At 60.6% G+C, this 7,137-nt stretch carries 6 protein-coding genes; 3 read left to right on the top strand and 3 right to left on the bottom strand.

Annotation, left to right across the window (positions count from 1 at the left end; genetic code table 11):
• Window positions 1–230: 230 nt before the first annotated feature.
• The gene (rarD, locus tag ACTHLA_RS09285) at window positions 231–1,157 is read right to left on the bottom strand and encodes an EamA family transporter RarD (RefSeq protein WP_440187781.1); all 927 of its coding nucleotides are present in this window, start codon (window positions 1,155–1,157) and stop codon (window positions 231–233) included.
• A 145-nt stretch (window positions 1,158–1,302) separates the two neighbouring features.
• On the opposite strand from rarD, the gene ACTHLA_RS09290 reads away from it, so the two are divergent.
• Window positions 1,303–2,919, top strand: a complete 1,617-nt coding sequence (locus ACTHLA_RS09290; RefSeq protein WP_440187784.1) for a VWA domain-containing protein — start codon at window positions 1,303–1,305, stop codon at window positions 2,917–2,919.
• A gap of 72 nt (window positions 2,920–2,991) precedes the next feature.
• On the opposite strand, the gene ACTHLA_RS09295 is transcribed toward ACTHLA_RS09290, so the two are convergent.
• Together ACTHLA_RS09295 and ACTHLA_RS09300 are read right to left on the bottom strand one after the other, a co-directional pair.
• Window positions 2,992–4,023, bottom strand: coding sequence for an aspartate-semialdehyde dehydrogenase (locus ACTHLA_RS09295; protein ID WP_440187787.1), 1,032 nt, complete (start codon window positions 4,021–4,023; stop codon window positions 2,992–2,994).
• A gap of 108 nt (window positions 4,024–4,131) precedes the next feature.
• Window positions 4,132–4,542, bottom strand: coding sequence for a response regulator (locus ACTHLA_RS09300; RefSeq protein ID WP_440187790.1), 411 nt, complete (start codon window positions 4,540–4,542; stop codon window positions 4,132–4,134).
• Between the two features lie 234 nt (window positions 4,543–4,776).
• Here ACTHLA_RS09300 and ACTHLA_RS09305 point away from each other — a divergent pair, with 234 nt between their 5' ends.
• Both ACTHLA_RS09305 and zapE read left to right on the top strand, forming a co-directional pair.
• Window positions 4,777–5,613 (top strand): NAD(P)/FAD-dependent oxidoreductase, encoded by an 837-nt coding sequence (locus ACTHLA_RS09305; RefSeq protein WP_440187793.1) that lies wholly within the window; start codon window positions 4,777–4,779, stop codon window positions 5,611–5,613.
• 97 nt (window positions 5,614–5,710) lie between these two features.
• Window positions 5,711–6,820 (top strand): cell division protein ZapE, encoded by a 1,110-nt coding sequence (gene zapE / locus ACTHLA_RS09310; RefSeq protein WP_440187796.1) that lies wholly within the window; start codon window positions 5,711–5,713, stop codon window positions 6,818–6,820.
• Window positions 6,821–7,137: the final 317 nt, after the last annotated feature.

Genomic DNA, 7,137 nt, shown 5'->3' on the forward strand with positions numbered 1-7,137 from the left:
CCGCCGCTTTCGCGGCGTACACGGACAAGAGATGAGGGCGCGGAAAGTCCTGCGCCTTTCCTTGTCCGTGCAGATGGCCGAAGGCCATCATCCGTGCTTTGGCTGCGCCGAACTCCGTTTCTGTGGTTAAATCCCTTAATCTTTCTGATCTGCGTAATCTGTGGATGTCCTTTCCCGCCAATAGGGGAGAAGGCGCAGGAAGCCGCATGGTCGTTGAATGTCGATCCGACCTAAGCCGTCGCCGCCCTCACCGCGCGCAGACGCCGCCAGGCGCCGAAGGCGAATACGCCTGCGCCCATCCAGATCACCGCGAACGACACGCCGCGCAGCAGGCTGAACGGCTCGCCCTGCATCAGGCCGATGCAGAAGGTGATGCTCGGCGCGATAAACTGCAAAAAGCCGATGGTCGAGAGCGGCAGGCGACGCGCGGCATAGGAAAACAGGGCCAGCGGAATCACCGTCACCGGCCCGGTCAGCATGAACCAGAACATATGAACGGGCGAGGCCAGAAAATGCCCCTGCCCGCGGCCTTCCAGCCAGATCAGGAACGGCAGGGCGGCCAGCGACATGAACAGGCATTCGACGAACAGGCCGGTCATGGCGCCGACCGGCAATTGCTTGCGCACCAGGCCATAGCCGCCAAAGGATACGGCCAGAAACAGCGACACGAACGGGATCTGCCCGATGGCGACCGCTTGCAGGGCGACGCCCGCCACGGCCAGCGCAATCGCGCCCTGACCGAAGCGGTCGAGGCGCTCAGAGAAGAACAGGGCGCCGATAGCCATATTGAGCAACGGATTGAGATAATAGCCGAGCGAGGTCTCCAGCGTCCGGCCATTTGTCACCGCCCAGACAAACACGCCCCAGTTGACGATCAGCAGCGCCGCCGACAACAGCAGCAGCAAAAGCTTCTTCGGCGCGCGCAACAGGTCCAGCAAGGCCCCGCCCTGCCGCGTCATCAGGATCAGGACGAACAGCAGGACCAGCGCCCAGACGGCGCGATGGGCGATGATCTCAAGCGCGCCGCCGCCAAAGGCGTGGATCGGCCCATAGGCCAGAGGCGCCAGCCCCCACACCGCATAACAGATCGCGCCCATCACCACAGGCGAAGCGAAAGCGGATGCGGGCGCGGTTATGGGAGCGTTCGGGCGAGGCATGGCGCCTCTTACCGTGTCCGAACCCGGCGCGCCAGCCTTTTGGTTACGCCGGTAACAGGCGTTAACCGCTGTTTACCCTTTACCGACACCAAGCGTTAAGGGCGACATGGCACATTCAGACGATTAACCCTGATCCGGACGGGCCATGACCGCGTTACTTTCCCTGCTGCGCCGCCTCGTCACCCACCGGCGCGGCAATGTCACCATGATCTTCAGCCTCAGCGCCCTGATGCTGGTCGCCGTCACCGGCGGCGCGATCGACATGGCCAATATGAACACGACGCGAGGCGATTTGCAGGACGCCGCCGACGCCGCCGCCCTGCGCGGCGCGCTGACCTACAACCAGGGCCTGACCGCCGCCCAGACTGCCGCCAATACCGCCTTTTTGCAGAATTTCGGCGCCAATAAGCTGTCCGGTCTGAGTTACAACCTGTCGGCCAACACCAGCGGCAATATCACGCAACTGACCTATACGGTGTCAGGCAGCTTCAAGCCGTTGTTCCTCGGTCTGATCGGCATGGGCGATCAGACTCTTCACGCCGAGTCCAAGGCGCAGTCGCAGGTCAATCCGTTCGAGCTGGTCTTCGTCCTCGACACCACCGGCTCGATGGCCGGGACGCGCATCAGCAATCTGAAATCCGCCGTCGGTTCGGTGCTGGACACGCTTTACAGCATGGAAGGCAATAACAGCAAGGATGTGAAGATCGGCGTCGCGCCGTTCGATACGCAGGTGCGCATCGCCTCCGGGTCAAACTTCGATTATATCGACTATTCCAACTGCGCCAGCCACGAAAACGGCTATTATACGGGAAGCTGGTATTACGGATACACCTATGTTCCGGGCGTCGATTACCACGCCTGTCTGGCGGTGTGGGATGTGTATGACCATATCTGCGACACGGCCCAGAATCCGTCTTCTTGTCAGTCCACCGCGTCCCCGGCGCTGTATTACAAGACCTCGACCAGCGGCGACAAAACCTATTACACGGCGGTCGGCTACGCTTACGAAAAGATCAGCAAGAAGAAGTACAACATCTTCAAATATACTGAGACCTATTATATCGATCCGACGACCCTGAAAAAGGTGGTGACGGCGTCCGGCCTGACCACCAGCAGCGCCGCCAGCAGCAGCGGCTATGTCGGATCGACCAGCGGCTATACGAATTTTCCGTCGGGCGACCTCGACACTATCGCCAATTCGTGGACCGGTTGCCTGTCTGACCGCACTCAGGATTTCGACGCCTCCGCGCAGGCCGCAGACGCCAGCCGCCCTGACACGCTCTATATCGCCGCCAGTTGCGCGCAGAGCAATCTCACCACGGTCAAGGACATGACCAACGACATCACCAGCGTCAAATCCTATGTCAACAACCTGACCACCAATGGCAACACCAATATCACGGTCGGCCTGCAGTTCGGCATGGAGATGCTGTCGCCGGACGCGCCCTATACGACGGGCGTGTCGTGGACGGACGAGGACGTTGACAAATACATGATCCTGGTCACGGACGGCGCCAATACGCAAAACCGCTGGACCTCGACGACGAGCGACATCGACGCGCGCACCAAGCTGGCCTGTCAGGCGGTCAAGGATCAGGGCGTCACCCTGTTCGTGGTCAATATCATCGAAGGCGACTCCACCCTGCTGCAAAACTGCGCCAGTCAGAAGTCCTACTACTACAACCTGACCTCAGCGACGGAGCTTGGCGGCGCCATGCAGGACATCCACAAGAGCATCGGCAAGCTGCGTCTGGTGCATTGACGCCAGAAGCCGAGACGCAAAAAAAGCCGGTGGCGCGTAACCCACCGGCTTTTTCGTTTTGTGTGTCGGGTTTTACGCCTCCGCGCGCGCCTCGATCACGCCGCGCTCGTCGAGCAGTTGCGCGATCTGCACCGCATTGAGCGCCGCGCCCTTGCGCAGGTTATCCGAAGCGCACCACAGCGAAATGCCGTGCGGCACAGTCGGGTCGTTGCGGATGCGTGAGACATAGGTGTCGAACTCGCCGACCACCTCGATCGGCGTGACATAGCCGCCGTTTTCGCGCTTATCGACCACAGCGACGCCGGGCGCCTCGCGCAGGATCTCGCGCGCAAGCTGCTCGTCCATCGGGTTCTCGAACTCGATATTGATCGACTCGGAATGGCCGACGAAGACCGGCACGCGCACGGCGGTCGGCACGACGTCGATAGTCGGGTCGAGAATCTTGTGCGTCTCGACGATCATCTTCCACTCCTCCTTGGTGTAGCCGTCTTCCATGAAGACGTCGATGTGCGGAATGACGTTGAAGGCGATCTGCTTGGTGAACTTCTTGGGCTCCTTGTCGCCAAGGCCATAGATCGCCTTGGTCTGATCCCACAGCTCGTCCATGCCCGCCTTGCCCGCGCCCGCGACCGACTGATAGGTCGAGACGACGACGCGCTTGATGGTTGCGGCGTCGTGCAGCGGCTTCAACACCACCAGCATCTGAATGGTCGAACAGTTCGGATTGGCGATGATGTGCTTCTTCTTGCAGTCCCAGACCGCATCCGGGTTCACTTCCGGGATGACCAGCGGCACGTCCGGGTCCATGCGCCAGGCGGAAGAATTGTCGATGACGATGGGGCCTTGCGCGCCGATCTTCGGCGACCATTCTTTCGACACGTCGCCGCCCGCGCTCATCAGCACGATATCGACCTTGGAAAAATCGAAGGTTTCGAGATTCTGGCAGACCAGGTTCTTGTTGCCGAAACCGATCTCTATCCCCATCGACTTGCGCGACGCGACCGCGTAAATCTCGGAAACGGGAAAGTTGACCTCTTCGAGAATGGCGAGCATTTCGCGCCCGACAGCGCCGGTAGCGCCCACGACGGCGACCCGATAACCCATGATGCTGAACTCCTGAGCAAAAAGGCGACATGCGCCAGCAATGCCGGGCACATGGGCCTTTTTGATCAGGATGACAAGGGTAAAACCTGTGCTGGCGGGGCTTTTTACTTACTGCGCCGCGACCAGCAGGCCGTTCATTCCGCCGCGATGCTGCTGCATCAGACCGTTGATGGCGCCCAGAAGGCCTTCCGTCGTGAACGGCTTGGCCAGAAAGCCGTCGCCGCCCGCTTCATCCGCCAGCTCGACATGCACATTGTCATTGTGGCTGGACAGGAACAGCACCGGCGTATAGCCGAGCTTGAAACCGTCCTCCATCTGACGAATGGCGCGCACAGCCGACAGGCCGTTCATGCCGGGCATTTCGATATCCATCAAGACCGCATCATATTCGGTGAGCTGCCAGGCCTCGACGGCCTCTTCGCCATTATCTGCGAAATCGACCTCAATGCCGGTCGCAGCCAGCATCAGATCCACGGTGGTGCGCAGGTTGGAATTATCTTCAACGCACAATAGCCTCATGGTACGCCTCCTGTGGGACGTGGTTACGCTACTGTTTACTCCGATCACGTCCTGTTACAATCATACACAATGATTAACGAACCGCCTAATCAAAAAGACGTATGGAGATTTTATTTTTTGTTGCAATTCCTTGCATGGCAACAGATTGACGCAAAATCTTTCGACACCCCATAGTGGCGCAAACGCCTCCAAATATGCGATACGCAATCACGATCAACATCTAAGAAAGCGGTAATGACGGAAAGGGTGATCATAGCGGGCGGCGGCCCGGCGGGCGTGGCCTGCGCCATCTGGCTGCATAAGTTAGGCGCCGACGTGCTGCTGATCGAGGCGCAGGACCGGCTGGGCGGACTGCAAAGACGCAGCCCTTACGAGAATCTCTGGATACCGGGCGTACAGGGCAGGACCGGTCAGCAGGTCGCCGCAGCGCTCGACGCGCATGTCGCGGCTTTAGGCGTTCCGGTGTTGCGCGGCTGCGCGGTGACGCAGGTTTCGGCGGACGGGCGGCGCGTGACAACAGCGCAGGGCGATGTCGAAGCGCGCTTTTTCGTCATCGCCACCGGCTCAAGGCCGCGTTCCGGCGGCTTTACGGCCTCTGCAAAGGTCGCCATCGGCCCCGGCGAAGCGATGGAGGCGCTCGATGTTTTGGACAAGCCGGTCGCCGTTCTCGGCGGAGGCGACAACGCCTTCGATCAGGCGCGCTTCGTCAGGGATCGCGGCGGTCGCCCGACGGTGTTCTCACGCACCCCGCCGCGCGCCCAAAACCTGTTGCAGGACATGATCGCGGATGTTCCGGTGATTGTCGGGCCTTATGAGGCCGACCAGACCGCCATGACCGTCAATGGCGAACCCTTTGCGGCCTTCGGCGTCATGTACGGCTTCGAAGCGGTGATCCCGGACGGCCTGACGCCGGAGCTGGACAACGGTTACGTGAAGGTGGATCGCTTCGGCGAAACCTCGCTGCCCGGCGTTTACGCCTGCGGCGAGGTCACCGACTACTGGCACCCGTGCGTAACCACCTCGGCGGCGCACGGCATTCAGGTGGCGAAAGCGATCAGCCGCAGACTTTAACGCACCCGCAGCATTTTTTTGACGCCATCTTAAGCCGGATCGGTTATGACGCTTGTGATGGTGGAGCCTTGACGGCTCGCAAAACGCAAAAGCGCTTATGGGCATCCGCAGCGAGTACAAATCCCTGATCAAATCGGGCGAACTGACGCCCGACGCCGCGCAGAAGGCGGCGATTCAGGAACTCTTCAAGCTGGAGCGCCGCATCCGCATGAGCCGGTCGTTCTGGCGCCTGCTGCTGGGCCTGCGTCCGCGCGTCTATGGCATGTATCTGTGGGGACCGCCGGGCCGGGGCAAGTCCATGATGATGGACCTGTTCTTCAAGCATGTGCGCCTCAAGGCCAAGCGCCGCATCCATTTTCATGCCTTCATGGCGGAGGTCCACCACCTGATCAAACTGTGGCGCGAAGGCGACGCGAAGACGCGCAAAATCAATTTCGGTACGCACAAGGGCGACGATCCGATCGCGCCAGCGGCCAAGGTCATTGCGCGCGACGCCCAGCTTCTGTGCTTCGACGAATTGCAGGTCACCGACATCGCCGACGCCATGATCCTTGGGCGCCTGTTCGAGGCCTTGTTTGCGCGCAAGGTCGTGCTGGTCGCTACCTCCAACCGTCCGCCCGACGACCTCTATAAAAACGGCCTCAACCGCGACCTGTTCGTTCCATTTATCGAGATGATCAAACAGCGCTGCGAGGTGGTCGAGGTCGATGGCCCGAAGGATTTCCGCCTCGACCGGCTGCGCGGTCATCAGACCTACTTTTTTCCGACCACCGATCCGCAGGCGCGCGACGCTTTCGACGCCCTGTGGGCCGATATGACGCGCGGCATGGGCGAGCGCGAGGCGGTGCTGACGGTCAATGAGCGTAAAGTCCATCTGGCGCGCACGGCGGGTCCGATGCTGCGCGCAAGCTTTGCCGAACTGTGCGTCGCCAATAACGGCCCGGCGGATTATCTGGCCATAGCCGAGCGCTTCACCACGGTGTTTATCGCCGACGTCCCCGTGCTGTCGCCCGACAAGCGCAATGAAGCGCGGCGTTTCGTCGGCCTGATCGACGCGCTCTACGAAGCGAAGACCCGCGCCGTCATTCTGGCCGACGCCGAACCGGAACAGCTCTATCCGAAAGGCGACGGCGCCTTTGAGTTCGAGCGCACCGTCTCGCGTCTCGAAGAAATGCGTTCCGAAGACTATCTCAACAGCGCCGGTTAGAGCGCTTTTTGATCTGATGGAATCAGATCGGCGCTACTCACGTCTTTGCTTTGTCGCTCTTCCTTATCCAAAAAGGGGAACCACTTTTTGGGGAAACGCTCTGGGTCGAATCGACATTCAGGACGCGGATCGCGCTTGACGGAAGGCGGATATATCCGCAGATGACACAGATGGCCCGCTCAGATTAAGGAAGGGATTTAACCACGGACGATGGCCTTTGGCCATCCTCACGGACCGCCGCTTTCGCGGCGTACACGGACAAGAGATGAGGGCGCGGAAAGTCCTGCGCCTTTCCTTGTCCGTGCAGATGGCCGAAG

Origin of the sequence: Asticcacaulis sp. (assembly GCF_051956075.1) — a bacterium.
Lineage (GTDB): Bacteria > Pseudomonadota > Alphaproteobacteria > Caulobacterales > Caulobacteraceae > Asticcacaulis.

Bases quoted from the DNA above. Each gene is read 5' to 3' on its own strand.
- rarD (WP_440187781.1), bottom strand. From the start codon at position 1,157: ATGCCTCGCCCGAACGCTCCCATAACCGCGCCCGCATCCGCTTTCGCT.
- ACTHLA_RS09290 (WP_440187784.1), top strand. From the start codon at position 1,303: ATGACCGCGTTACTTTCCCTGCTGCGCCGCCTCGTCACCCACCGGCGC.
- ACTHLA_RS09305 (WP_440187793.1), top strand. From the start codon at position 4,777: ATGACGGAAAGGGTGATCATAGCGGGCGGCGGCCCGGCGGGCGTGGCC.
- ACTHLA_RS09295 (WP_440187787.1), bottom strand. From the start codon at position 4,023: ATGGGTTATCGGGTCGCCGTCGTGGGCGCTACCGGCGCTGTCGGGCGC.
- ACTHLA_RS09300 (WP_440187790.1), bottom strand. From the start codon at position 4,542: ATGAGGCTATTGTGCGTTGAAGATAATTCCAACCTGCGCACCACCGTG.
- zapE (WP_440187796.1), top strand. From the start codon at position 5,711: ATGGGCATCCGCAGCGAGTACAAATCCCTGATCAAATCGGGCGAACTG.